Source organism: Brachybacterium sacelli, from assembly GCF_017876545.1.
In the GTDB taxonomy this organism is placed as follows: Bacteria; Actinomycetota; Actinomycetes; order Actinomycetales; family Dermabacteraceae; genus Brachybacterium; species Brachybacterium sacelli.
The window spans coordinates 2,610,239-2,634,265 of the sequence record NZ_JAGIOD010000001.1; the positions used below are offsets into that span (position 1 = coordinate 2,610,239).

The window sequence follows — 24,027 nt, forward strand, 5'->3', positions numbered from 1 at the left end:
CATTCTCTCCTGAACCGGGCCGACGTGCCCACCTCTGGAAGCTTTTTGACCGCACTGCGCCACGAACCTCACGTCGGGTGCGTGAGGGTGCGCGCACGACGACGGGCGCCCGGCCTCTCGGCCGGACGCCCGTCGCGCTGTCGTGCGGGGAGGGTCAGTCGCCCAGACGCTGGCCGTTCGCGGCGTCGAAGAGGTGCACGTGGCCCTCGGCGGGACGGAAGTAGACCGTCTCGCCCTTGGCCGGGGGACGACGCGCGTCGACGCGGGCGATGAACGGCTTGGACGTCTCGTCGGCGCCGGCACGACGGCCGTAGATGAAGGCATCGGCGCCGAGCTCCTCGACGAGGTCGATCTCCACCGGGACGCCCTGCTCGTCACCGACCAGCTCGAGGTCCTCGGGGCGCACGCCGACGGTGACCGTGCTCTGATCGGTGCCGGAGAGGGTGGCGCGGTCCACGGGCAGCACGGCGCCGCCGAACTCGACGCCCTGATCGGTGAGCTTCGAGTCGAACAGGTTCATCGCCGGGGAGCCGATGAAGCCGGCCACGAACACGTTCTGCGGGTGGTCGTACATGCGGCGCGGGGTGTCGATCTGCTGGAGCACGCCGCGGTCGAGCACCGCCACGCGGTCACCCATCGTCATGGCCTCCGTCTGGTCGTGGGTCACGTAGACGGTGGTGACGCCCAGGCGACGCTGCAGCGAGGCGATCTGGGTACGGGTGGCCACACGCAGCTTGGCGTCGAGGTTGGACAGCGGCTCGTCCATCAGGAACACCTGGGGCGAGCGGACGATCGCACGGCCCATGGCGACACGCTGACGCTGACCGCCGGAGAGCGCCTTCGGCTTGCGGTCGAGGTACTCGGTCAGGTCCAGGATCTCCGCGGCGTCCTCGACGCGCTTGCGGATCTCGGCCTTCGGGTTGCCGGCGATCTTCAGGGCGAAGCCCATGTTGTCGGCCACCGTCATGTGCGGGTACAGCGCGTAGTTCTGGAACACCATCGCGATGTCGCGGTCCTTCGGCGGGACGTCGGTGACGTCGCGATCGCCGATGAGGATGCGACCGGCGTCGATCTCCTCGAGGCCGGCGAGCATGCGCAGCGAGGTCGACTTGCCGCAGCCGGAGGGGCCGACGAGGACGAGGAACTCGCTGTCGCCGATCTCGATGTTCAGGTTGTCGACAGCCGGGCGCTCCTGGCCCGGGTAGATGCGCGAGGCACTGTCGAACGTGACGGTTGCCATGGTGGTACTCCTTCACCGGCAGGTACGTGCCGGACGGTCCGTTGTGAAGTGATGTTCACCGGTCTCGGTCGCTCTCGCGAGGAGGTGCTCCCTTGCACCGGCGAAGGGAAGTGTATCCCACGTCTCATCTCGTCGGTGAACGCTGTCCGCCCGGCGAGTCCGGCCCCGCCGGACCGGGGCGCGGACCCGTGCACGGCTGCGGGATACTGAGGGGGTGGACACCAGCGAACTGACCCGGAAGATCCTCGACCGCCGCGCGAAGAGGACGGACCCGCTGCGGATCGTGCAGGCGGGCCACCCCGCGCTGCGCCGTCGCGCCGTCGCCGCCCGCGGCAAGCTCGAGACCGAGCTGCTGCTCGAGCTGGTCGACGCCATGACGATCACCATGCGCGAGGCCCCCGGCGTGGGTCTGGCCGCCCCGCAGATCGGCCTGCCCCTGTCGCTGTACGTGGCGGAGGACCGCGTCGCGGGCGCCCCGGACGAGGACGGTGACGGCGTCGAGGACTTGGGGCGCGAGGAGGAGGATGACCTGCTCGAGCGTCGGCCCCTTCCGCTGCGCGTCCTGCTCGATCCGCAGATCGAGCTGCTGGGCACCGAGCGTGTCTACGCCTGGGAGGGATGCCTGTCCGTCAGCGGCTGGCAGTCGATCGTCCCGCGGGCCCGACGGCTGCGCCTGCGCGCGACCGAGCTGCTGGGCGACGGGGCCGTGCGTGAGGTCGACGAGGAGCACAAGGGCTGGACCGCGCGGATCCTGCAGCACGAGACCGGGCACCTGGACGGGACCCTGTGCCACGACCTGATGGTGCCGCGCTCCCTCGTCGAGGCCGGCTACACGGTCCACTACGCCGACCTCGGCGAGGCCGTGCGCCTCCTCGGACTGCGCGGCGAGATCGCCGAGCTGGGCCCGGGCGAGATCATCGCCCGCTGAGCCTCGTGGGCTGGACCACTCACCTCCCTCGTCCGCCCGGACGGGCGCGATAGTTTGACCCTGATCACGACCTCAGACAGAACGGAGCCGATGGTGAGCACGAGCGACCCGAACACCCCGGGACCCGAGCAGGAGGAGAGCGGCGAGTTCCGCGAACAGCTCGACGAGCGCTGGCTGGACGTGATCGACGCCGCGCTGAAGGTGCAGACGCCTCTCGCCCACAGCTATGTCGAGCGTCTGCGCGCCCAGCACCCCGAGGAGACGCAGCGCCAGCTGCTGGAGCGGGCCACCGGCCGCTTCACCCTGCTGATGACCGCGACCGGTGCCGGTATCGGTGGCGTGGCCGCCCTGCCGGGGCTGGGCACGGCCGCGGCCCTCGGCCTCACCGTCGGCGAGGGCGTCTCCTTCGCCGAGGCCTGCGCCTTCCTCACCCTGGCCGCCGCGGACATCCACGACGTGGACATGGGCGATCGACACACCCGCCGCCTGGTCCTGATGGGCGTGCTCAGCGGTGAGCGGGGCGCCGAGATCGTCGCCAAGGCCATGGGCAAGCAGGGCCTGCAGTGGAACGCGGTCCTCGGCGGGGGCGGCGGCTTCCTCCCGGGTCTGGTCAGCAAGCAGGTCTCGCGCTACGTCCGCCGCCGCGTGGTAGCCCGTACGTCCAAGCTGTGGCTCGGCCGTCTGCTGCCCTTCGGGATCGGCGCCGTGATCGGCGGCTTCGGCGCCCGGGCGGTCTCCCGCTCCGTCGTCGAGGCGATGCTGGAGATCTTCTCCCAGGCCCCCACCCTCGACGGGGAGCTCGCGGACGACCGGCCCTCACTGGAGGGCTGACTGAGGACCTCCGGGACCGGACATGAGGAGAGGGCCGACCCCGCGGGGTCGGCCCTCTCCTCATGTCCGGCGCCTCCGGTGGCCTCTGCGGTCGACCGCTCAGCGGTCGCCGGGGCTCACACGTCCTGCGTGAACTCGTTGGCGTGCTCGGTGCCCACGGCGCGACGGTGGGACTCGCGGATCTCGGCCTCGGCGTCGCTGCGGCCCTCCCAGTGGGCGCCCTCGACGCTCTTGCCGGGCTCGAGATCCTTGTAGACCTCGAAGAAGTGCTGGATCTCCAGGCGGTGGAACTCCGAGACATCGGTGAGCTCCTGTCGACGCACCTGGCGGCGGTCGCCGACGGGCACCGCGATGATCTTGTCATCGCCCCCGGCCTCGTCGCGCATGCGGAACATGCCCAGCGCCCGGCAGCGGATCAGACACCCCGGGAACGTCGGTTCCTCGAGCAGGACCAGGCAGTCCAACGGGTCACCGTCCTCACCGAGGGTGCCCTCGATGAATCCGTAGTCGTCCGGATAGCGCGTGGCGGTGAACAGCATCCGGTCCAGCCTGATGCGCCCGTTGTGGTGGTCCACCTCGTACTTGTTCCGGTTCCCGCGAGGGATCTCGATGGTCACGTCGAATTCCACGACAGCCGCTCCGTTGCTCCGGCCCTGTGGGCTCTGTTTCCAGTGGGCACTGGTTCTGACCCGAACACCTTATCGTGAGGTCATGGCGACACGGGCATCCGAACGGATCTGGCGCACCACGGCGATGGTGCTGTGCGCCGCCGTGCCCGCGAGCTTCTACCTCCTCGGGGACCTGACCGATGCCTTCCCCGGCGTGCTGACGATCCGGTCCTCGCAGGAGTCCCCCGGCGCCGGTCCCGGGGCGCAGGCGGAGGACTGGGAGCGGACCTCCGCTCCTGCCCCGGGACCGGAGGCCGCCCCGTCGACGAGCCCCGAGCAGGCCGATGACCTGGAGGAACACATGTCCGCACACGCTGATCTGCCGGTGGTCGGCGGGAACCTGGCGTTCAGCGTGGTCGATGCCGAGACCGGCGGGACCCTCGCGGAGAGGGACGCCGACACCGCTCGCACCCCCGCCTCCACCCTCAAGCTCCTGACCGCTGCCGCCGCGCTGCGCCTCTACACCGGCGACGAGGTGCTCACCACCCGCGCCACCGTGGAGGACGGTGTGGTCACCCTGCAGGGAGGTGGTGACATGACTCTCAGCGAGGAGCAGCTGCGCGATCTCGCGGCCCGGACCGCGGAGCTCGCGGCGCAGCAGGGCACCTCCACTGTCTCGCTGGCCCTGGACGACTCCTATCTCACCGGCGGTTCGAATCCCGCATGGGGTGACAACGGGCCGGCCGGAGGCTGGGTGACGCCCACCGCCTCGCTCGCCGTGGGCGAGGGCTGGCTCGACGGCGAGCAGTACGGCCCGAAGTCGACCGACCCCGCCGGCGAGGCGGCGGAGCTGTTCGCCCAGCTGCTGACGGAGCAGGGCCTGACCGTGCGCGGCGAGGTCACCGCCGGTGAGGCCCCCGCCGAGGCGCCGAGCGCCGAGGTGCACTCCGAACCGCTCTCGGAGCTCGTGCGCCACACCCTGCTGATCTCCGACAACACCACGTCCGAGCTGCTCGCCCACCTGGTGGCCGACGCCCGGGGCGAGGAGACGTCGCCGCAGGGGGCCGCCGCCGCGGTCGAGGCGGAGATCCGCGAGCTCGCCGCGGAGCTCGGCCTGACCGAGGACGTGCTCGCGGACCTCGACATCCGCGACGGCTCGGGGCTCTCGGAGAACGACCAGGTCCCGCCCGCGCTGCTGGCGGCGGTGCTCGGCGAGGTCGCCTCCGGGAATGCTCCGGTGCTCGAGCAGATCCTCTTCGACGTTCCGGTCGCGGGCCTGAACGGGACCCTCGCCGACCGGTTCGACACCGCCGGCACCGAGAGCGCGCGCGGCCTGGTGCGCGGGAAGACGGGATACCTGGGCGGCTCCGCCACCCTGGCCGGCGTGGTCCTCCTCCCGAACGGGCGCACCGCCGGATACTCGATCGTGGTGCACGGCTTCGACGGATCCGACGCCGATGCCGCCCGCGCCGCGGTCGACGCGGTCGCTGCCGAGATGGTGCGGACCTCCTGATGGCCGGGCCCCCTCCCGTCGTGGCGCGCGCCCGCACCGCCGTGCGTGTCGCGGTGACCGCCCGCCTCGAGCGGCTGGCTGACGACACCGCCGCCGGGCAGCTCGCCCCGCGCCTGCTGGTCGGCCTCAGCGGCGGTGCCGACTCCCTCGCCCTGCTCGCGACCACCGCCTGGGTCGGGTCCCGGATGGGCCTGGAGACCGAAGCGGCGATCGTCGACCACGGTCTGCAGGAGGGCTCCGCACAGGTCGCCGAGCGGGCCCGCGCCCAGGCCGAGCGCCTGGGTGTGAGCGCGCGCGTGCTGCAGGTCCACGTCGATCCCGCCGGCGCCGGCGGCCTGGAGAACGCCGCCCGCCGGGCCCGCCACGACGCTCTGGAGCACCTGCTCACCGAGCTCGGCGGGCTCGCGCTGCTCATGGCCCACACCCTCGACGACCAGGCCGAGCAGGTGCTGATGGGGCTCGCCCGGGGAGCGGGCCCCCGCGCCGTGGCCGGGATCCCCCGTTCCCGCGGGCCCCTGCTGCGGCCCTTCCTGGGCAGCGGACGCGACGAGACCACAGCACTGCGACGCGGGGACACCGAGGAGATCTGCCGCCTGCACGACCTTCAGTGGTGGGAGGACCCGATGAACGCGGACACGACGATGCTGCGCGCCCGGGTCCGGCACCGGGCGCTGCCGCTGCTGCGAGAGCTGCTCGGGGAGCAGATCGACGAGAACCTCGCCCGCACCGCCGACCTGGTGCGGCCCGACGTCGACCACCTCGACGCGGAGGCCCGTGACCTGTTCGAGGCACTGCGTCGCGACGGGGGAGCGGATCGCGGGGCGCAGGATCTGCTCCTGCTCGACGTCCACGCCCTCGCGGCCGCCCCCGCCCCGCTGCGGACCCGCGTCCTGCGCGATGCCTCACGTTCCGCTGAGGGCGCAGCGCGGGCCGACGGGGCCCCCGGCGCCACGAAGTCCCTGCTGCGCAGACAGGTGCTCGCGATCGACGCCCTGGTCGTCTCATGGCACGGTCAGGCACCTGTAGCCGTTCCGGGTAGGATCGAGATCGCTCGTCGCGACGGCCTGCTGGTGTGGCGCCGCACAGGAACATGAGATGCGGCGACCGCACCCCACCACGTCCCCTGGAGGAGATCCGCGTGCCCCAGACGCACCCCCACCCTGATGTCGAACGGGTCCTGCTGGACGAACAGCAGATCCGTGATCGGCTCGCCGAGCTCGGAGAGCGGATCGCCGCGGACTACGCGGACGAGCCGCCGATCCTCGTGGGCGTGCTCAAGGGGGCGGTGATGGTGATGGCGGACCTGGCCCGTCAGATCGACCTGCAGGTCGAGATGGACTGGATGGCCGTCTCCTCCTACGGCTCGGGCACCAGGTCCTCCGGCGTCGTGCGGATCCTCAAGGATCTCTCCGCCGACATCTCCGAGCGCAACGTGCTCATCGTCGAGGACATCATCGACTCCGGCCTCACCCTGAAGTGGCTGCTGTCCAACCTGCGCTCGCGCGGACCCCGCAGCGTCGAGGTCGCCACCCTGCTGCGCAAGCCGGAAGCCGCGCGGGTCGAGATCGACGTCAAGTACGTCGGCTTCGACATCCCGAACGAGTTCGTCATCGGCTACGGGCTCGACTACGCGGAGAACTACCGAAACCTTCCCTACGTGGGCGTGCTCGAGCGCTCGATCTACGAGGACTGATATGGCGGACTCCTCCTCCAAGAACAAGACCAAGAACAAGAAGCGTCGCCCGCTCGCCGGGGTCGCGATCTGGATCCTCGTCGCCCTGCTGCTGGGCATGGCGCTGTTCTCCCTGTTCGGTCGCGACGGCTACCAGCAGATCGACACCGAACAGGGTCTCGAGCTGCTGGCGGGCGACACGGTCGAGCAGGCGAAGATCATCGACGGCAATCAGCAGCGGGTCGAACTGGTGCTGAGCGAGGACTTCGTCGTCGGCGACGAGAACAAGGGCACCCAGGTGCGGTTCTCCTACGTCGGCGCCCGCGGGGACGCGGTGGTCCAGGCGGTCAGCGAGGCCGCACCCGAGAACGGCTACACGGACGAGATCGCCACCAGTTCCTGGTGGTCGACGCTGCTGCTGTCGTTCCTGCCGCTGCTGATCTTCATCGGCCTGTTCTGGTTCCTGATCATGAACGCGCAGGGCGGCGGCGGCAAGGCCATGCAGTTCGGCAAGTCCAAGGCCAAGCTGTTCAACAAGGAGCAGCCGAAAGTCACCTTCGCCGACGTCGCCGGTGCCGAGGAGGCCGTCGAGGAGCTCGACGAGATCAAGCAGTTCCTCGTCGAACCCGCCCGCTACCAGGCCGTCGGCGCCAAGATCCCCAAGGGTGTGCTGCTGTACGGCCCGCCCGGCACCGGCAAGACGCTGCTGGCGCGCGCCGTCGCCGGCGAGGCCAATGTGCCCTTCTACTCGATCTCCGGCTCGGACTTCGTGGAGATGTTCGTCGGCGTCGGCGCCTCCCGTGTGCGCGACCTGTTCTCGACCGCGAAGGAGAACGCCCCGGCGATCATCTTCGTCGACGAGATCGACGCCGTCGGCCGCCACCGCGGCGCCGGCATGGGCGGCGGTCACGACGAGCGCGAGCAGACGCTGAACCAGATGCTGGTGGAGATGGACGGGTTCGAGGAGAACCAGAACGTCATCCTCATCGCCGCCACCAACCGGGTGGACATCCTGGACCCGGCGCTGCTGCGCCCGGGCCGCTTCGACCGCCAGATCGGTGTCGAGGCCCCGGACCTCAAGGGGCGGCTGCACATCCTCGGCGTCCACGCCAAGGGCAAGCCGCTGGCGCACGACGTCGACCTCGAGGCCGTCGCCAAGCGCACCATCGGGATGTCCGGTGCTGACCTGGCCAACGTGCTCAACGAGGCCGCGCTGCTGACCGCCCGCAGCGGCAATCAGATCATCGACGACCGTGCCCTGGACGAGGCCATCGACCGCGTCTCCATGGGGCCGCAGCGGTACTCGAAGGTGATGACGGACCGCGAGCGCCAGATGACGGCGTACCACGAGGGCGGCCACGCCCTGGTCGCCGCTGCGATGAACAACTCTGCACCGGTCACCAAGGTGACGATCCTGCCGCGCGGCCGCGCCGGCGGCTATACGATGGTGGTGCCCACGCAGGACCGCAACTACCAGTCGCGCAACGAGCTGCTGGATCGTCTGGCCTACGCGATGGGCGGTTACGCCGTGGAGGAGAGCATCTTCCACGACGTCACCACCGGTCCCAGCTCCGATCTGCAGAACGCCACCAAGATCGCACGCACCATGGTCATGCAGCTGGGCATGAGCGAGGCCGTGGGCCAGGTCGCGCTCTCGGGAGAGCAGGACGAGGTGTTCGTCGGCATGCAGCAGGGGCAGGGCCCCCGCTTCAGCGCGGAGACCGCGAGCGTGATCGACCAGGAGGTGCGCACCCTGCTGGACAACGCCCTGGACGAGGCGTGGTCCGTGATCGTCGAGAACCGTCACGTGCTCGACCGCCTGGTGGAGGAGCTGCTGGAGAAGGAGACCCTCAACGAGCACGAGCTCGGGGCGGTCTTCGCCGACGTCACCAAGCGGCCGCCACGCGAGGTCTGGCAGTCCAGCCAGGAACGCCCCTCGCTGGATGCGCCGCAGGCGGGTTCGACGACCACCGCGACCGGCACCGAGTCGCACGACGCGGGCGAACCCCTGCAGCCGAATCCGCCGGAGCTCCCGCACCCGGGCGGCGAGGGTCCCGAGATCCCGGGTGCACCGCACGGCGAGGGCCCCGAGGGACCTGGCCCCTACGGTCCGTACGGATCCGACTACGGGCGCACCGACACCCGCGGCGGGGACGAGGGCACCGGCTACGGCGATCGCCATGGCGAGGGCTCCCCGCACGACGAGGGACCAGGTCGCTGAGCATGGCCGTCGACCACGCCCGCGTGGAGGCCGCGGTCCGGGAGATCCTCGTCGGCATCGGCGAGGACCCGGACCGCGACGGCCTGATGGAGACCCCCGCCCGGGTCGCCCGCATGTATGCCGAGGTCTTCGAAGGGCTGGACCAGGATCCCCGCCAGCCGCTGTCGACCACCTTCGACATCGACCACCAGGAGCTGGTGCTGGTGCGCGACATCGGCTTCCACTCGATGTGTGAGCACCACCTGCTGCCCTTCGTCGGCGTCGCCCACGTCGGATACATCCCCGACGGCGGCGCGGTGACGGGGTTGAGCAAGCTCGCCCGCCTGGTGAACGTCTACGCGCGGCGACCCCAGGTGCAGGAGCGCCTCACCTCCCAGATCGCCGACGCCCTGGTGAGCGAGCTCGGGGCGGGCGGCGCGATCGTCGTGATCGAGGCCGAGCACATGTGCATGTCGATGCGCGGGGTGCGGGCCGAGGGCGCCCGCACCGTCACCAGCGCCGTGCGGGGCATGCTGCGCGAGAGCTCGAGCACCCGGGCCGAGGCCATGAGCCTCATCAACCGGGGGTGAGCGCGTGAGCACCCCGGCGCGGCGCCGTCCGGAGGGACTTCCCGAGTCCCTCGGGCGTGACGACACCCTGGTGATGGGCGTCCTGAACGTCACCCCCGACTCGTTCTCCGACGGCGGGACACACTTCGCGAGCGCGGACGCGATCGCGCACGGGCGGCTGCTCGCGGCCCAGGGCGCCGCGATCGTCGACGTCGGCGGGGAGTCCACCCGCCCCGGTGCGCCCCGGGTCGACGAGGACGAGGAGCTGCGCCGGGTGCTGCCCGTGGTTGAGGCCCTGGCCGCCGAGGAGCTCGTGATCAGCGTGGACACCATGCGTGCCTCCGTGGCCGCCGCGAGCGTCGAGGCGGGCGCCCTGATCGTCAACGACGTCTCCGCCGGGCGCGCCGACGGGGACATGGGCGCCGAGGCCGCCCGGCTGCGGACCTGCCGCGGCACCCCGCCCGTGTTCATCGCGATGCATTGGCGCGGGCACAGCGACGTCATGAACGAGCTGGCCGTCTACGAGGACGCCGCCCGCGACAGCGCACGCGAGCTCGAGGACCGGCTGACCGCCCTGCGCGAGGCCGGGGTCGAAGAGCGCTTCCTGGTGGTCGACCCCGGGCTCGGGTTCTCCAAGACCGGGGAGCAGAACTGGGACGTGCTCGCGGACTGGGAGACGATCGCCTCCCACGCGCTGCCGATCCTGATCGGCGCCTCGCGCAAGCGCTTCGTCAGCTCCCTGGGCGTCGACCGCGACGCCGCCACGGCTGCCATCAGCGCCTACGGCGCGGAGCACGGCGCCTGGGCCGTCCGCGTGCACGAGGTCCCCTCCTCGCTGGCGGCGGTGCGCGTGGGGGATCGTCTGCGACGGAGCCGGCGGCGATGACCGCCCCGCAGGCACGACGGCCGCTCGGCTCCCTGGACCGCATCGAGGTCACCGGGATCCGGGCCTGGGGGCGCCATGGCGTCCTCGCCGCGGAGAAGGAGCTCGGCCAGCAGTTCGTGGTCGACGTGACGCTGCACCTCTCGACCGCTCCGGCCGGTCGCACGGACACTCTGGCGCGTACCGTGAACTACGCCGAGGTCGCCGCGGCGGTGGCCGAGGAGATCGGCGGCGGTCCCCACGACCTGGTGGAGGCCCTGGCCGAATCCATCGCCGCACGGATCCTCACCGACACCGGCCATCCACTGGTGCGGCGCGTCGGGGTCCGGGTGCACAAGCCCGCTGCCCCGGTCGGCCTGCCCGTCGGCGACGTCGTGATCTCCCTCGAGCGCGACGCCGCGCCGGTTCAGGCAGTGCTCGCCCTCGGCACCAATCTCGGGGACCGCGAGGCGCACCTGGCCCGCGCTCTCGAGCTGCTCGCGGGCACCGAGGGTCTCGAGGTGGAGTGGACCGGCCCGGTCCTGGAGACCGCTCCCGTGGGCGGACCGGAGGGTCAGGGCGCCTACCTCAACTCGGCGATCGGGGTGGTCACCACGCTGGGGCCGTTCGACCTGCTCGAGACGGCGCACCGGGCCGAGCGCGACGCCCGCCGCGAGCGCCTAGTGCGGTGGGGCCCGCGCACGCTGGACGTCGACGTCATCACCTACGGCAGCTACCGCAGCGACGACGAGGAGCTCACCCTCCCGCACCCGCGCGCGCACCAGCGCGCCTTCGTGCTCGCCCCCTGGCACGCCGCCCGTCCGCAGGCGGAGCTGCCGGGCCACGGCCCGGTGGCGGCACTGCTGGAGGGAGCCGAGGACCGGGACGGGCTGCGGCCGGGTCCGCACCTGACGGGTTTCGAGCACTCATGAAGCCCCTGAACATCCCGCTCCTGGTGCTGATCCTCGTGGTCGGTGCAGGGTTCGGGGCACAGATGCTGGAGACCCTCGCCGCGCGCGGCCACTCGCTGCCGGTCGCCGGCTGGCTGACCACGGTGGTGCTGCTCGTGCTGGTGGGAGTGCTGCTGGCCTACGGCCTCCCGCTGCGTCAGTACATGCTCGAGAGCGAGGAGCGTCGGCTGCAGCCCAGTCTCGCCCCCCGGCGCCACCAGATCGACCTGCCCACCGCGTTCCGCACCGTGCTGCTGGCCCGCGCCTGCGCCTACACGGGGGCCGTCGTCGGCGGCATCTTCACCGGGCAGGCGCTGTACCTGCTCCTGACGGGCACCGGTGACCTGCTCCGTGCCACCCTGCCCACCGGCGCCGCAGCCGTCTCCGGCATCGTGCTCGGCGTGCTCGGTGTCCTCGTGGAGCGCTGGGGCCGCCTGCCTCCGGAGGACGGCGAGGGCTCGGCGGAGGGCGCCGGCGCCGGGCACTGACGTCGCCGTCGGCGCTCTGCGCCGGCACCGACCTCCGGGGGAGGACGTGTCCACCGTGGTCGACGAGCACCCGTGGCCGTGAGGTGACACGATGGTGCCCATGACCTCCGCCCCTGACCCCGCCGAGCGACCCGCCGCACCGGTCCACCTCGCCCCCGCGGGCGAGCCGACGAGTGACGACCCCGAGGGCCTCCTCGGCGCCGACGCGCTGCGTCCGGTCTCCCCGCGCCTGGTCCGCGCCCGCTACGTGGCGAGCATCGTCGCCTACGTCATCTGGGTGCTCATGATCGCCGGCGCGATCGTCGCCGCGTCTCTGACGGGGTGGTGGTGGCTCGCCCTGATCGGCCTGCTGCCGCTGCTCATCCTGGTCCAGAGCCTCGCCCTGACCCCGCGCCGGGTGCGGGCCATCGGCTACCTGGACGCGGAGGAGGACCTCACGATCGCCCAGGGCATCATGTTCCGCCAGCTCCACACGATTCCCTACGGCCGGGTGCAGTCGGTGAAGATCGACGAGGGTCCCGTCGACCGCCGTTACGGCCTCGCGAAGCTCACCGTGAGCACCGCGGCCGACGGTTCCACGGTCGTCCTGCCGGGACTGCCCAAGCAGGAGGCGGAGCGGCTGCGCGCACTGCTGACCGACCGCGGCCTCGAGACCATGGCGGCGCTGTGAGCACTCCCGACGGTCCCGACCGGCCCGACGGACTAGCCGGGCCCGAGGACCCGGGCCGGACGGACGCGGAGCAGCCCGCGGCCGGGCGGTCCTCCGCGCCGCGCCGCCGCACCCATCCCATCACGCCGCTGGTGACCGGCTGGAAGATCGTCGTGGGCATCGTGGCGGTGGTCTCCGCCCAGAACATCGCCCAGCTGGCCGACGACTTCACCGTGACCCGCGCTCTGATCGGGGCGGGCGTGCTGGTCGCGGCGATCATCATTGCGATCCTCCTGTCGGGCGTCTCCTGGTGGTTCACGACCTACGCGGTCGACGACGACGGGGTCTCCCTGCACACGGGGATGATCAGCAGGTCCCGCGAGTACGCCCCGCGGGCCCGGATCGAGTCCGTCTCCGTCGAGCGCCCGCTGCTGGCGCGCCTCCTGGGGCTGGCGAAGGTGCGGATCGAGGTCGCCGGAGGAGGGGAGTCCTATCTCGACATCGAGTACGTGCGCTCGGTCGACTCCGAGCAGCTGCGCGGACAGATCCTCGGGGTCGCCGACCTCGCGCCTCCGGATGCCGCCGAGCAGTCGGCCGACGCCACGGTCGTGCCTTCCGAGCAGGAGGGCGGCGGAACCGACAGCAGCCGCGCCCCGACCGCCGCCGGATCCGCGACACCGGCGGCCGGGGACACCGACCCCTCGCAGGGCGGCACCCTCGAGAGCATCCTCCATGACGGCGTCACCGACGGCGAGCTGATCGCGCAGATCCCCACCGAGCGGCTCGTGAGGTCGCTGCTGCGTGACCTCGGCTTCCTGATCGGCACGATCATGAGCGCGGTCGGCGTGGCGGTCGCGGTCTCCCTCGCGATCTGGCAGGACGGGGTGTCCGTCGCGGTGTTCATCGCCCTGCTGCCCACTGCGATCGCCATCCCCAAGTACGTCTTCGGCCGCATCGAGTCGGGCTGGGGCTTCGTCTCCCGCATCACCGACCGCGGGCTGCGGATGCGGCGCGGGCTCGCCAACACCCGCACCGACAACATCGCCACCGGTCGTATCCAGCGCTTCGAGCTGCGTCGACCGCTGCTGTGGCGCGCACCCGACTGGACCGCCGTCTCGGTGACCGTCGCCGGCATCGAGGACGACAGCGAGAACGGGGCGCAGAACGCCCTGCCCGTCGGCACCCGGGAGGAGCTGCGCGCCACGCTGGGCCGCCTCGCCGCACCACTGGGAACAGGTGACGATCTCGCCGCCCTCGAGCATCTGCTGACGACCCCGGCCCGACGGATCGAGGGACTCCGCACCCCGGTGCGAGCCTTCTGGATCGACCGGCGCACGGCGGTCACCGTGCTGCTGCCGGGCGCCGTCATCCATCGCAGCGGGATCCTCACCCGCACCCTGCAGATCGTCCCCCGCGAGCGGATCCAGCAGCTCTCGTTCCAGGACGATTCCCTCGGGCGGCGGCTGGGCACTCTCGACCTGGACGTCGGCATCGCCGGGTACACGCTCCACCTGCAGAATCTCGCCCGCGATGACGCCCGCGCCCTGCACCAGGTGCTCGCCCGGGACGCCCGCACCCTGCGCCGCTACCGGGACCGGGACCACTGGCCTCGGCCCGCCCTGGGGCGCATCGAGCCGGCGGGCACGGCCTCGGCCCCGGCGGGCAGCACCCCGTCGGTCCCCGCCGCCGCGACCTCCGCCCCCGCCACCGGGCAGGACGGCCGATGAACGCACCCCGGCTCGGGATCGGCGTGATCGGCGCAGGACGTGTGGGCGCCGTCCTCGGTGCCGCGCTGCGCGCCGAAGGCCACGCCCTCACCGGCGCCTACGCCGTCTCCGACGCCTCCCGCGCCCGCGCCGAGGAGCTGTTGCCTGGTGTGCCGCTGCTCGACGTGCCCGCGCTCGTCGAACGTAGCGAGATGCTGCTGCTCGCCGTCCCCGACGATCAGCTGGGCCCGCTGGCCGCCGGCATCGCCGCCACCGGGCTGTCCCCGGGCGGCCAACTGGTCGTGCACACCTCCGGCCGCTACGGGACCCAGGTGCTCGAGCCCCTGGCCGCCGCGGGCAGCGCCACGCTCGCGCTGCACCCCGCCATGACCTTCACCGGCACCCGCGCGGACCTCTCCCGGCTCATCGGCTGCCCGATGGCGATCACCGGGTCGCCCACCTTCCTCCCGGTCGCCGGCGCCCTCGTCGTCGAGCTCGGGGGCGAGGCCGTGGTGCTGGCCGAGGGCGATCGCCCGCTCTACCACGCCTCCCTCGCCCACGCCGCGAACCACCTCGTGGTCCTCGTCGACCAGGCCCGCGAGGCCCTCGGTCGGCTCGGCATCGAGGATCCCGGCGCCTATCTCCGCCCGCTGCTGGAGGCAGCGCTCGAGGAGTCCCTGCGGCACGGCTCGCAGGCGCTCACCGGCCCCGTGATGCGCGGCGACGCCGGCACCGTGACCGCGCACCTCGAGGCGCTCGACGACCTCGACGCGACCGCGATCGGCGGGGTGCGCGGTGACACGGCCGACACCTACCGCGCTCTCGCCCTGGCCGCCCTCGGCCGTGCGAGACTCCCGGAGGGCACCCGGGAGCGGATCCGGGAGCTGCTCGCGCACGACCCGCCGACGGAGGATGCATGAACGAGGACGAGGCGGCCGGGGACCCCGGCGCCGCAGGCAGCACGCGCCTGGTCACCACCAAGGCGCAGCTGCGCGCGGAACGGGCGGCGATGGACGGCTCCGTCGCGGCCGTGTTCACGATGGGCGCCCTCCACACCGGGCACCTGGCCCTGGTCCAGCGGGCTCGGGAGGTCGCCGACCACGTGATCCTCACCGATTTCGTCAATCCCCTCCAGTTCGGCCCGGGGGAGGACTACGAGGCCTACCCCCGCCCCCTCGCGCAGGATCTCGACCTCGTCGACGGCCTGGTGGACCTCGTCTTCGCCCCGTCGGTCCACGAGATGTACCCGGTGCTGCCGCCGACGGTCTCGGTGACCGCGGGCCGCGCCGGCACCGTCCTCGAGGGGGCGGCCCGGCCCGGACACTTCGACGGCGTGGTCACCGTCGTCGCCAAGTTGCTGCAGCTGACCGCCCCGGACGTCACCGTGTTCGGCCGCAAGGACGCCCAGCAGCTCGCGATCATCCAGCGCCTGGTCGCCGATCTCGACCTCCCGGTGCGGATCGAACCGGTCGAGATCCAGCGCGAACCCTCCGGACTTGCCCGCTCGAGCCGCAACGGCTACCTCAGCGACGCCGGCCGGGAGCAGGCCCTGGCCCTGTCGCGGACCCTCGCGGCGGTCCGGGCCGCAGCGCCCTCCCTCGCCGCGATCCGCGCCGCCCTGGCCGAGGCTCTCGCCCGCGCGGAGATCGACTGGGCCTACGCCCTCGCCCTGGACCCCTCCACCCTCGAGGAGATCGGCCCGGACCATCGCGGCGAGGTGCTGGTGGCGCTCGCCGGGCGGGTCGAGGGCACCCGGCTGCTGGACGCCGCTGTGGTGGTGGCGACAGCACCCTGAGCCGACGGGCCCTTCCCCGGGCAGTGATGCGACAATGGAACCCATGAACGAGAACGCGCCTGCCCCCGACCCGACGGACACCTCCGACCAGGTCGCGGTCCGCAAGTCCAAGCGGGAGCGACTGCTGGAGCGCGGGGAGGAGGCCTACCCGGTCTCGGTCCCGGTGACCACCACGATCGCCGCGGTGCGGGAGGGCTACGGTCACCTCGAGGCCGGCCAGGAGACCGAGGACGTCGTCGGCGTCGCCGGCCGCGTCGTGTTCCAGCGCAACACCGGCAAGCTCGCATTCATCACCGTCCAGGACGGCGAGGGCCTGCGCCTGCAGATCATGGCCTCGCTCGCAGAGATCGGCGAGCAGCGACTGGCCGACCTGAAGGCCGACGTCGACCTCGGGGACCACGTCTTCTTCCACGGCCGGGTGGGGGCCTCCCGCCGTGGTGAGCTGAGCGTGTTCGCGGACTCCTGGCAGATGGCCGCGAAGGCGGTCCGCCCGCTGCCGGTGCTGCACGCGGAGCTGTCCGAGGAGTCCCAGGTCCGCCACCGCTATGTCGATCTCATCGTGCGCCAGCAGGCTCGGGACGCGGTGCGGCAGCGCGCCGAGGTGATGCACTCGCTGCGCACCTCCTTCCACGACCGCGACTTCGTCGAGGTCGAGACCCCGATGCTGCAGGTCATCCCCTCCGGTGCTGCGGCCCGCCCCTTCGTGACGCACATGAATGCGTTCGACCTGGACCTTTTCCTGCGAATCGCCCCTGAGCTTTTCCTGAAGAGGGCTGCCGTGGGCGGTCTCGAGCGCGTCTTCGAGATCAACCGCAACTTCCGCAACGAGGGTGCTGATTCCACCCATTCCCCCGAGTTCGCGATGCTCGAGGCGTACCAGGCGTACGGGGATTACGACTCGATCGGGGACCTGACCCGCACCCTCGTCCAGGAGGCGGCCGAGCGGGCCACCGGCTCCCAGGTGGTGACCCTCGCCGACGGCTCGGAATACGACTTCTCCGGGGAATGGGAGAACATCACCGTCTACGGCTCCCTCTCGGATTCCCTCGGGGAGGAGGTCACCCCCGAGACCTCTCCGCAGCGCCTGCGGGAGATCGCCCGGTCCTTCGAGCTGGATCTCGACCATCCCAAGTACGGGCACGGCAAGCTCGTCGAGGAGCTGTTCGAGCACCGCGTGGGCGACCACCTCCACGCGCCGACGTTCGTGCGGGACTTCCCCGTCGAGACCAGCCCGCTGGTGCGCGAGCACCGCTCGAGCCCGGGTGTGGTCGAGAAGTGGGATCTGTACGTGCGTGGCTTCGAGCTCGGCACCGGGTACTCCGAGCTCGTCGACCCGGTCATCCAGCGCGAGCGCTTCGCCCAGCAGGCCGCCCTGGCCGCCCAGGGCGACGACGAGGCGATGCGTCTGGACGAGGACTTCCTCGAGGCGATGGAGTACGCACTGCCGCCGACGGGCGGCATGGGCATGGGCGTCGACCGCCTGCTCATGGCGCTGACCGGTCTCGGGATCCGCGAGACCATTCTGTTCCCGCTCGTGAAGCCGGAGGCCTGAGATGGACAGCGGATTCTTGTACGAGGCGGGTTCCCTGCTCCCGTCGATCGGTGTCGGCCTGCTGTTCTGGTTCGTGATGCGTGCCATTCTCCGCGCTGATCGACGCGAACGTGAGGCCCAGCGCCAGGCGGAACAGGATTATCGGGAACTCCACGCCTCGGATGAATAGGATCACGACATCGCAATATGTGCGTGTGTCGGATTGATATTCTTCCGTTCTCCCTTGATACTGGAGCACGCCCGCGGTGCCCCATGGCACCGCCGGACATGAATACCCACATCAGCGAGGGAGCACCCTTATGGCACGGAAGACTTACGTGGAGCTCGTGGACGATCTCGACGGCGGCACCGCCGCGGAGACCGTGAGCTTCGCCGTCGACGGCGTCGCCTATGAGATCGATCTGTCCGAGGACAACGCCGTGAAGTTCCGCGAGGAGCTCGGCGGATGGGTCGCGAAGGCCCGCCGCGTCGGCGGTCGCCGCAGCCGCGGCACGGGATCCCGCTCGGCCGGCTCGAACGACTCCGCACGGATCCGCGAGTGGGCCCGCGAGGCCGGCTACGAGGTCCCCGACCGCGGCCGCATCTCGGGCACGATCCGCAAGGCTTACGAGGAGGCGCACGCGAACTGATCGCGGCGCACCCCGCGGGGATCCGTCCCCGACCCGACGAGAGCCCGTCGCCGTTGCCGGCGACGGGCTCTCGTCATGCGCGGGGCCGTGCGGAGGGAGGACGCCGCCGGTCGGAGGGGGCGAGCTCTCACCAGCCCCGGATCGACCAGGCCGCGGCGGCCTCCTGACCGGGAGCCAGGGACACCACGTCGGTGCCGCTGCGGAAGGCGTCGGGCGGGCAGGTCATCGGCTCGACCGCGAGTCCGAGGCGATCGTTCTCCGGCTCCGGGCGATCCCCGGTGTGCACCTGCAGCCACCCGCACTCCGGTCCGGCCGTGAGCGCGACCCCGGTGCCGCCGGGGGCGGTGACCGTGACCGACAGTCGGCCGTGCTCGTCCCGGCCCAGGTCGGTGAAGGCATGATCGATGAACGTCTCGCCGATCACCCGCGGCTCGTGGAAGTCGAAGTCGCTGCCGGGAGCCACGGGCTCGGTGCCCGTGGGCAGCAGCCGGTCCTCGGTGACGGTGAGCACCGTGCCGGCGGAGAACTGCAGCGACCACTGGTCGAGAGCCTCAGGACCCGCCACCAGGTACGGGTGCGGGCAGACGCCGTACGGGGCGACCTGCTCCCCGAGGTTGCGGGCCGTCACCGTGGTGGTGAGCCCGGTCTGGGGATCGAGGGCATGGCGGACGGTCAGCAGCAGGTGGAAGGGGTAGCCGGGGGAGGGGAACAGCTCCGTGCCCAACTCCACCGCGTTCTCCTCGACGGAGGTCGCCGTGAAGGACTGGAAGGAGATCAGTCCGTGCAGGGCGTTGCTTCGCTCGGGCTCGTTGAGGGGCGCCTGGATCTGCTGCCCGCCCCAGGTGTAGGCCCCGTCGCCGATGCGATTGGGCCACGGGGCCACGACCGCGCCGCGGTAGAACTGCATCGGACCCTGCTCGGGATTGCGCACCAGCAGGTCGCGCCCGTCGGCCGTGAGGGATTCGACGATCGCGCCGAGGGAGGAGACCTCCGCGCGGTAGGTCCCGGCGGCGAGGGTGTATAGGGATCCACGGTCGCGGACCCTGGCCCCCTGGGCGGCGTCGGTCCCGTCGATGATCTCGCTGCGGCTCATGCTGTCCTCTCCTGGTCCTGCTGGGGGGTCGGGGTCTTCTGCTCCGGCTCGGGTTGCTGCTCCTCCGGCTCGGGCTCCTCGGGCTCGGGCTCGATCAGCACCACCTCGAGCCGCCGCGGACCGTGGACGCCCTCGACGCGTTCGAGCTCGATGTCGCTGGTGGCGCTCGGGCCGGAGACCATGGTCCAGGGCGTGCCCGGGTCGGTGCCCATGCGCTCGATGGCCTTGGGGACACCGAGCACCACCTGCTCGGCGTCGACCACGACGACGTGCCGGTCCGGCACCAGCGAGATCGCCCGTCGCCCGCCGAGTTCGTCGCCGCGCAGCACGAGGGTGCCGGTGAGCGCGATCGCCGTGTGGCAGCCGGTGAGGACCGCATCGATCGCGTCGAGGTCCCGCGGCCCGGCGGTGCCGTCGTCGCGGGTCACCGGGAGATCCAGCGCACCGGTCCAGGTCTCCGGGACGCCGGGCGGTGCGATGACGCCGCGGGCATCGGCGAGCGCCGTGGCGACGGCGGTCGGGGCCTCCGCGGCCGTGGTGCGATGCACGACGGCGGTGTAGTCCTCCAGGCGCTGGACGAGCACGTCACGCACCTTCGCGGGATCCGTGGAGATCTCCTGCTTGTCGTCGGCGCGCTGGTAGGCGCGGGGGACGTCCCCCGCCTCGGTGACCTGGTCGCGGCGGGGCGCCGCGAGAGCGGTGCGCACCCGGGCCAGGATCTCGTCCTTCGCGCTCAGCCCGGGGGTGCGGGCCGGGCGCTGGTCCTCCCAGTCGTTCATGACCGTTCCTCGTCCCGCGAGCCGTCCTCGTCGGAGCCGTTCGGCGCGTCCCCCGGCGTGGCCCCGGCCTCCCCGGCGGCGTTCTTCTCGCGCTCGTCCCACCAGCTGCGGAAGGACCGGCCCGGCTTGGGCAGGTCGCGGTGATCCGTCCATCCGGGCACCAGCGGGACGATCCCCGGCAGCTTCCCGATGTTCTTCCCGGGCAGCACCTTGGACAGCGGACCCGCCGAGCGCACCGCCGTGTCGTAGGCGCGCGGGGAGGACATCAGCGAGCTCGCGCCCTTCATGGCGATGTCCCAGGTCCCGCGGAACTGTCCCTTCGTGTCACGTCGCCCGTCGACGTCCTCGGCGCGCAGGTGAACCAGGATCTTGGGGATGTCGATCTTGACCGGGCACACGTCGTAGCAGGCGCCGCAGAGGCTGGAGGCGTAGGGGAGGGAGGTGCTGGGGTCGTCGGGACCGTTCATCCCCGTCATCTGCGGCGAGAGGATCGCGCCGATGGGCCCCGGATAGGTGGAGCCGTAGGCGTGCCCGCCCGCGCGGGAGTACACGGGGCACACGTTCAGGCAGGCCGAGCAGCGGATGCAGTGCAGGGCGCTGCGCCCCTCGGGGTCCTCGAGCACCGCGCTGCGCCCGTTGTCGAGCAGGACGAGGTGGAACTCCTCGGGACCGTCCCCCTCGGTCACGCCGGTGAACAGCGTGGTGTAGGGGTTCATCCGCTCCCCGGTCGAGGAGCGCGGCAACAGCTGCAGGAACACCTCGAGGTCCTGGAAGGTCGGGACGATCTTCTCGATCCCGACCACGGAGATGAGGGTCTTCGGCAGCGTGAGGCACATCCGCCCGTTGCCCTCGGACTCGACGACCACCATCGTGCCGGTCTCGGCGACGGCGAAGTTCGCCCCGGAGATCGCGACCGAGCCGGGCATGTCGAGGAACTTCTCGCGCAGGAAGCGACGGGCGGCCTCGGCGAGCTCGGCCGGGTGGTCGGTGATCGACTCGTCCAGATCCGGCATCGCCCGCAGGAAGATCTCCCGGATCTGGGCGCGATTGCGGTGGATCGCGGGGACCAGGATGTGCGAGGGGGTGTCCTCGGCGAGCTGCACGATGAGCTCGGCGAGATCGGACTCGAGGGCATGGATCCCGGCGTGCGCGAGGGTCTCGTTCAGGCCGATCTCCTGGGTGGCCATCGATTTGACCTTGAGCACCTCCTCGGCGCCGCGCTCGAGGGCGAGACGGGTGACGATCTCCCCGGCCTCGTCGGCGTCGCGGGCCCAGTGCACCACCCCGCCGGCAGCGGTCACGGACTCCTCGAGCTGCTCGAGCAGCTCCGGGAGGTGATCGGTGACCTGCCATTTCAAGGCGCTGCCGGCGTCGCGCAGCTTCTGCCAGTCGCGCACCTCGCGCACCGCCGAGGCGCGCTTGGTCTGGATGGTGGAGGTGGCGTGGCGGAGATTGCCGCGCAGGGTCTCGTCACCGAGCTCCTCCCGTGCCGCCTCGGGGAAGGAGCGGGACCCGCGCAGGTTCGAGGACGGCGAGGCGTGCTGCGGCCGCACGGACGGGATGCCGAGGTCGACGGTGCTCATGAGGCCCTCCCCAGGATGGTCTCGGACGGGACGAAGGGCTCCTCGCGGGTGGAGGCGAGGATCTGTGCGAGATGGATGACGCGGGGCCCGGCGTCCGAGGTGTCGGTGCGGCGCAGCTTGCCGCCGATGTTCATGAGGCAGGAGGCGTCGCCGGCGACCACGTACTCCGCGCCCGTGGAGACCACGTTGTCCGCCTTGTCGGTGACCATCGCATCGGAGGTGGCGTCGTTCTTCACCGAGAAGGTGCCGCCGAACCCGCAGCAGGCATCGGACTCCGGGAGCTTCTTCACCTCGATGCCCTCGACCCCGCGCAGGAGCTTCACCGGGCGCGGGCCGACCTTGAGCACACGCATCGAGTGGCAGGTGGGGTGGTAGGTGACACTGTGGGGGAAGTAGGCGCCGACGTCGGTCACCTTGAGCACGTCCACCAGCAGCTCGGAGAGCTCGTAGGTCTTCGCCGACACCGCCGCGGCCCGCTCCTCGAGCTCCGCGTCCCCCTCGTGCCGGGCGACCAGCTGATGCTGATCGCGGACGCATCCCGCGCAGGACCCCGAGGGCATCACGATCGCGTCGACCGTCTCCAGGGCCGGTTCGAAGGTGTCCACGAAGCTGCGCACCACCGGAGCCGCCTCGGTGTAATAGCCGGTGTTGGTGTGCATCTGCCCGCAGCAGGTCTGCCGCTTGTCGAACACCACCTCGTGCCCGAGGCGCTCCAGCACGGTCACGGTGGCCCGGGCGACGTCCGGGGCCATCACATCCACCAAGCACGTGGTCATCAGCGAGATTCGCATCCGACGTCCTTCTTCCTGGTTGTCCGGGAGCCGCTGCGGGAGGGAGGGCCGTCGGCGCCGGGTCCCGCAGCGCTCGAGGGGTCAGTGGTGCTCGAGCCCGAGCGCGTCGGCGGTGGCCGCGAGGCTGCGGTGGGCGGCGTCGGGGTCGTCGGACAGGTGCGTGCCCCAGCTCGGCACCATCTCCGCGATGCCCGGGCGCCAGCCCTCGATGCGGTCGGGGAACATGCGCTCGAGCAGTCCCAGCATGATGCTGGTCGCGGTCGAGGCGCCGGGGGAGGCGCCCAGCATGCCGCCGATCGAGCCGTCCTCCGCGGTGATCACCTGGGTGCCGAACTGCAGCACGCCGTGCTTGTCCGCATCGGGGGCGATCACCTGGACGCGCTGGCCTGCGGTGACCTCCTCCCAGTCCTCCAGGTGCGCCGAGGGCATGTACTCCAGCAGCGCCTCGAAGCGCTGGTGCCGGGTCGCGGCGAGCTGGGAGCCGAGGTAGACCATGAGGTCGAGGTTCGGCGGCGCCACGGCCATCATCTGGGTGAGGTTCGAGGGCTTCACCGAGGCGAACAGATCGCTGTAGCGCCCGGACTTGAGGAACTTCGGCGACCAGCCGGCGTAGGGACCGAACATCAGCGAACGGCGACCCCCGACGTATCGGGTGTCGAGGTGGGGGACGCTCATCGGCGGGGCACCGACGGCGGCCTTGCCGTAGACCTTCGCGTCGTGGCGGGAGATCACGTCCGGGTCGGTGCAGCGCAGCCACTGGCCGGAGATCGGGAAGCCGCCGAAGCCACGGATCTCGTCGATGCCCGACTTCTGCAGCAGCGGCAGGGATGCGCCGCCGGCGCCGACGAAGACGAAGGGGGTGCGGATCACCTGGATCGAGTCGTCCGCGACGGATCGCACCATGACGCCCCAGTCGGTCCCCATCCGGCGCAGGTCGATGACCTCGGAGCCGGTCGAGACCGTGGTGCCGACGCGGTCGGCGTGGTCCAGCAGCTGATTGGTCAGCGCCCCGAAGTCGACGTCGGTGCCGTCGGGGGAGTGGGTCGCGGCGATCGTCTCGGTGACCGGTCGGGACTCGGTCACCAGCGGTGCCCATTCGGTCAGCTGCGCATGCTCGGTGGTGAACCCCATGCGGTCGAACAGCGGGTTGGCCGTCAGCGCCTCATGCCGCCGACGCAGGTAGTCGACGTTCTCGATGCCGTGCACGAAGCTCATGTGCGGCACCGAATGGATGAAGGAGGAGGGGTCCCCGATGCGGCCCTTCTCCACCAGGTGCGCCCAGAACTGGCGTGAGACCTGGAACTGTTCGTTGATGGTGATCGCCTTGGCCGGACTCACGGAGCCGTCGACGTCCTGGGGGGTGTAGTTCAGCTCGCACAGGGCGCTGTGGCCGGTGCCGGCGTTGTTCCAGCCGTCGCTGGACTCCAGGCCCAGACGGTCGAGCTTCTCGAGCACCACGACGTTCCAGTCGGGCTCGAGCTCGGCGAGCATCGCGGCCAGCGTGGCGCTCGCGATCCCGCCGCCGATCAGCACCGCATCCGCACGGGTCACGTCCAGGTCTGCCATGTCTCTCCGTTCCAGCTTTCTCG

The 24,027-nt window shown here is 71.5% G+C and carries 24 protein-coding genes; 17 read left to right on the forward strand and 7 right to left on the reverse strand.

Translation table 11 applies throughout. The features are described 5' to 3' along the window. Positions 1–154 precede the first annotated feature (154 nt). Positions 155–1,240, reverse strand: coding sequence for an ABC transporter ATP-binding protein (locus JOF43_RS11755; protein ID WP_209902232.1), 1,086 nt, complete (start codon positions 1,238–1,240; stop codon positions 155–157). 214 nt (positions 1,241–1,454) lie between these two features. Between JOF43_RS11755 and JOF43_RS11760 the strand changes: the two genes are divergently transcribed. Continuing rightward, complete coding sequence (locus JOF43_RS11760; RefSeq protein ID WP_209902233.1) at positions 1,455–2,168, forward strand: peptide deformylase; 714 nt, start codon at positions 1,455–1,457, stop codon at positions 2,166–2,168. 90 nt (positions 2,169–2,258) lie between these two features. Continuing rightward, the gene (locus JOF43_RS11765) at positions 2,259–2,999 is read left to right on the forward strand and encodes a hypothetical protein (protein WP_209902235.1); all 741 of its coding nucleotides are present in this window, start codon (positions 2,259–2,261) and stop codon (positions 2,997–2,999) included. A 116-nt stretch (positions 3,000–3,115) separates the two neighbouring features. On the opposite strand, the gene JOF43_RS11770 is transcribed toward JOF43_RS11765, so the two are convergent. Further along, on the reverse strand, positions 3,116–3,628 hold the full coding sequence (locus JOF43_RS11770; RefSeq protein WP_209902237.1) for an inorganic diphosphatase: 513 nt from the start codon (positions 3,626–3,628) through the stop codon (positions 3,116–3,118). An 82-nt stretch (positions 3,629–3,710) separates the two neighbouring features. Here JOF43_RS11770 and JOF43_RS11775 point away from each other — a divergent pair, with 82 nt between their 5' ends. From JOF43_RS11775 to JOF43_RS11845, 15 genes are all read left to right on the forward strand, one after another. After that, positions 3,711–5,120 carry a D-alanyl-D-alanine carboxypeptidase gene (locus JOF43_RS11775; protein ID WP_209902239.1) on the forward strand — a complete coding sequence of 470 codons (1,410 nt, stop codon included), beginning with the start codon at positions 3,711–3,713 and terminating at the stop codon, positions 5,118–5,120. Then, positions 5,120–6,214, forward strand: a complete 1,095-nt coding sequence (tilS, locus tag JOF43_RS11780; RefSeq protein WP_209902241.1) for a tRNA lysidine(34) synthetase TilS — start codon at positions 5,120–5,122, stop codon at positions 6,212–6,214. Before JOF43_RS11775 ends, tilS begins: the two co-directional genes overlap by 1 nt. A 44-nt stretch (positions 6,215–6,258) precedes the next feature. Continuing rightward, entirely contained in the window at positions 6,259–6,813 is a 555-nt protein-coding gene (gene hpt / locus JOF43_RS11785; protein WP_209902243.1) for a hypoxanthine phosphoribosyltransferase, read from the forward strand. A 1-nt stretch (position 6,814) separates the two neighbouring features. After that, a complete protein-coding gene (ftsH, locus tag JOF43_RS11790; protein WP_245354090.1) occupies positions 6,815–9,013 on the forward strand; it encodes an ATP-dependent zinc metalloprotease FtsH in 2,199 nt (732 codons plus the stop codon). A gap of 2 nt (positions 9,014–9,015) precedes the next feature. After that, complete coding sequence (gene folE / locus JOF43_RS11795; RefSeq protein ID WP_209902245.1) at positions 9,016–9,582, forward strand: GTP cyclohydrolase I FolE; 567 nt, start codon at positions 9,016–9,018, stop codon at positions 9,580–9,582. Between the two features lie 4 nt (positions 9,583–9,586). Next, complete coding sequence (gene folP, locus JOF43_RS11800; RefSeq protein WP_342592162.1) at positions 9,587–10,447, forward strand: dihydropteroate synthase; 861 nt, start codon at positions 9,587–9,589, stop codon at positions 10,445–10,447. Next, the gene (gene folK / locus JOF43_RS11805; RefSeq protein ID WP_209902247.1) at positions 10,444–11,355 is read left to right on the forward strand and encodes a 2-amino-4-hydroxy-6-hydroxymethyldihydropteridine diphosphokinase; all 912 of its coding nucleotides are present in this window, start codon (positions 10,444–10,446) and stop codon (positions 11,353–11,355) included. The genes folP and folK overlap by 4 nt, the downstream gene beginning before the upstream one ends. Next, the gene (locus tag JOF43_RS11810; RefSeq protein ID WP_209902249.1) at positions 11,352–11,861 is read left to right on the forward strand and encodes a DUF3180 domain-containing protein; all 510 of its coding nucleotides are present in this window, start codon (positions 11,352–11,354) and stop codon (positions 11,859–11,861) included. The genes folK and JOF43_RS11810 overlap by 4 nt, the downstream gene beginning before the upstream one ends. Before the next feature lie 100 nt (positions 11,862–11,961). Next, the gene (locus JOF43_RS11815) at positions 11,962–12,531 is read left to right on the forward strand and encodes a PH domain-containing protein (protein WP_209902251.1); all 570 of its coding nucleotides are present in this window, start codon (positions 11,962–11,964) and stop codon (positions 12,529–12,531) included. Beyond that, positions 12,528–14,237 (forward strand): PH domain-containing protein, encoded by a 1,710-nt coding sequence (locus JOF43_RS11820; RefSeq protein ID WP_209902253.1) that lies wholly within the window; start codon positions 12,528–12,530, stop codon positions 14,235–14,237. Before JOF43_RS11815 ends, JOF43_RS11820 begins: the two co-directional genes overlap by 4 nt. Continuing rightward, positions 14,234–15,136 (forward strand): Rossmann-like and DUF2520 domain-containing protein, encoded by a 903-nt coding sequence (locus JOF43_RS11825; protein WP_209902255.1) that lies wholly within the window; start codon positions 14,234–14,236, stop codon positions 15,134–15,136. The genes JOF43_RS11820 and JOF43_RS11825 overlap by 4 nt, the downstream gene beginning before the upstream one ends. After that, on the forward strand, positions 15,133–16,011 hold the full coding sequence (gene panC, locus JOF43_RS11830) for a pantoate--beta-alanine ligase (RefSeq protein WP_209902257.1): 879 nt from the start codon (positions 15,133–15,135) through the stop codon (positions 16,009–16,011). The genes JOF43_RS11825 and panC overlap by 4 nt, the downstream gene beginning before the upstream one ends. Before the next feature lie 43 nt (positions 16,012–16,054). After that, complete coding sequence (gene lysS, locus JOF43_RS11835) at positions 16,055–17,563, forward strand: lysine--tRNA ligase (RefSeq protein WP_209902259.1); 1,509 nt, start codon at positions 16,055–16,057, stop codon at positions 17,561–17,563. A gap of 1 nt (position 17,564) precedes the next feature. Further along, on the forward strand, positions 17,565–17,732 hold the full coding sequence (locus JOF43_RS11840; protein ID WP_209902261.1) for a hypothetical protein: 168 nt from the start codon (positions 17,565–17,567) through the stop codon (positions 17,730–17,732). A 130-nt stretch (positions 17,733–17,862) separates the two neighbouring features. Further along, positions 17,863–18,192, forward strand: a complete 330-nt coding sequence (locus JOF43_RS11845) for a histone-like nucleoid-structuring protein Lsr2 (RefSeq protein ID WP_209902262.1) — start codon at positions 17,863–17,865, stop codon at positions 18,190–18,192. Between the two features lie 127 nt (positions 18,193–18,319). Here JOF43_RS11845 and JOF43_RS11850 read toward each other — a convergent pair whose 3' ends face one another. The 5 genes from JOF43_RS11850 to JOF43_RS11870 form a co-directional block, all read right to left on the reverse strand. Further along, positions 18,320–19,285 (reverse strand): aldose 1-epimerase family protein, encoded by a 966-nt coding sequence (locus JOF43_RS11850; RefSeq protein ID WP_209902264.1) that lies wholly within the window; start codon positions 19,283–19,285, stop codon positions 18,320–18,322. Further along, complete coding sequence (locus JOF43_RS11855) at positions 19,282–20,064, reverse strand: LutC/YkgG family protein (protein WP_209902266.1); 783 nt, start codon at positions 20,062–20,064, stop codon at positions 19,282–19,284. Before JOF43_RS11855 ends, JOF43_RS11850 begins: the two co-directional genes overlap by 4 nt. After that, positions 20,061–21,647, reverse strand: a complete 1,587-nt coding sequence (locus JOF43_RS11860) for a lactate utilization protein B (protein WP_209902268.1) — start codon at positions 21,645–21,647, stop codon at positions 20,061–20,063. Before JOF43_RS11860 ends, JOF43_RS11855 begins: the two co-directional genes overlap by 4 nt. Continuing rightward, positions 21,644–22,438, reverse strand: coding sequence for a (Fe-S)-binding protein (locus tag JOF43_RS11865; RefSeq protein ID WP_209902269.1), 795 nt, complete (start codon positions 22,436–22,438; stop codon positions 21,644–21,646). Before JOF43_RS11865 ends, JOF43_RS11860 begins: the two co-directional genes overlap by 4 nt. An 81-nt stretch (positions 22,439–22,519) precedes the next feature. Then, positions 22,520–24,004: a malate:quinone oxidoreductase gene (locus tag JOF43_RS11870; protein ID WP_209902271.1), complete on the reverse strand. Its 1,485-nt coding sequence runs from the start codon at positions 24,002–24,004 to the stop codon at positions 22,520–22,522. Between the last annotated feature and the right edge of the window lie 23 nt (positions 24,005–24,027).